This is a genomic window from Ruegeria sp. AP12 (genome assembly GCF_056540025.1).
Window position 1 is genome coordinate 1 of sequence record NZ_JBQFVZ010000054.1, and the last position, 1,494, is coordinate 1,494.

1 protein-coding gene is annotated in these 1,494 nt (G+C 58.1%); it reads right to left on the minus strand.

Annotated features, from left to right (window positions below; all coding sequences use genetic code 11):
- Positions 1 to 1,420, minus strand: a 1,420-nt coding sequence (locus tag ACR0E6_RS21120) for an ABC transporter ATP-binding protein (RefSeq protein ID WP_480586992.1), incomplete at its 3' end; no start/stop codon positions are given.
- Positions 1,421 to 1,494: the final 74 nt, after the last annotated feature.

Consider the following 1,494-nt stretch of genomic DNA (forward strand, 5'->3'; position numbering starts at 1 on the left):
CCTGTTTGGCGGCAGCGATCATCTGCTCTTCGGTCGCGTCGCGACGGCCATAAAGGATATTGTCCCGGACCGAGCGATGCAGCAGCGCGCTGTCCTGTTGCACCATGCCGATATGGCTGCGCAAACTGTCCTGCGTGACCTGCGCAATGTTCTGATTGTCGATCAGAATGGCTCCTCGCTCGACGTCATAAAATCGCAAAAGAAGCTTTACTAGGGTCGATTTTCCGGCCCCGGAGCGCCCGATCAGGCCAATCTTCTCACCCGGCTGAATGGTCAGATGGATGTGGTCCAAACCTCCGGCCTCACGCCCATAGTGGTGAGACAGATCGTTGATATCGATCTTGCCCTTGCTTAGTTGCAATGGCTTCGCCGTAGGCGCATCCAACAGGTCAATGGGCTGGGCGATGGTCTCCATCCCTTCGGCGACAATACCCAATTGGCGGAAGAAGCTGGTCAGCGCCCACATGATCCACCCGGTCATAGCGTTCAGGCGCAGGGTCAAGGCCGTTGCTGCCGCTACGACACCAACCGAGGCCGTGCCCTGCATCCACAGGGAAATCGCCCAACCCACGACGCCCACGATCAGCAGGCCGTTCAGAGTGACCAGAACCGCGTCCATTATGGTGAAGATCCGCATTTCGATCTGGAATGTGCGGCGCGTCTCTTCGATGGCTTCGCGGGCATAGTCCATCTCTTGCCGGCCATGGGCGAACATCTTGACCGAGTGAATATTGGTGTAGCTGTCCACCACACGCCCTGTCACGGTCGAGCGCGCGTCGGAAGCCGCCTTGGATGCCGGGCCAACGCGCTGGATCGTCCAGCGCACCAACAGCGCATAAAGCGCAAACCAGATCAGCAGGGGGATCAGCAATCGCGGGTCCGCTGCATACAGAAGAATCGCCGCGCCGATCAGATATGCCAGCGAGAACGAAATCGCGTCAAAGACCTGAAACACCACCTCGCCCGCGGCAGGAGGGGTCTGCATGATCCGGTTGGCAATCCGTCCGGCAAAGTCATTCTCGAACCAGCCAACCGACTGGCGCAAAACATGTTTATGCGCCCGCCAACGGATCAGCGTGCCAAAATTCGGTAGGATCGTGTTGTTGAGCAGCAGCACGTCGATCAAATGCAGCAACGGACGCAGCAGTAGGACAAACGCAGCCATCAGCAACAGCTCAGTCCCGTGATTCTGCCAGACCTCGGCCGGAGTGCCGCCCAGCAGGTCAACCACGCGGCCCATATAGGCGATCAACCCGATCTCAACCCCGGCAACGATGATCGAGATCAGCGCCGCCCAGGCAAACACCCGATAGAAGGGCCGCGAATAGTCCAGCATGAACGGCCACAGCTTGGTTGGTGGAGCGTCGGCTTCTTTATAGGGGCCAAAAGGGTCAACGAGGTTTTCGAAATAGCGAAACATAGAGGAGTGCTCCGATTGAGCAGAAAATTAGACATGCGAAGAAGAATGGCGCCTGAACACCACCCTTTACGGGG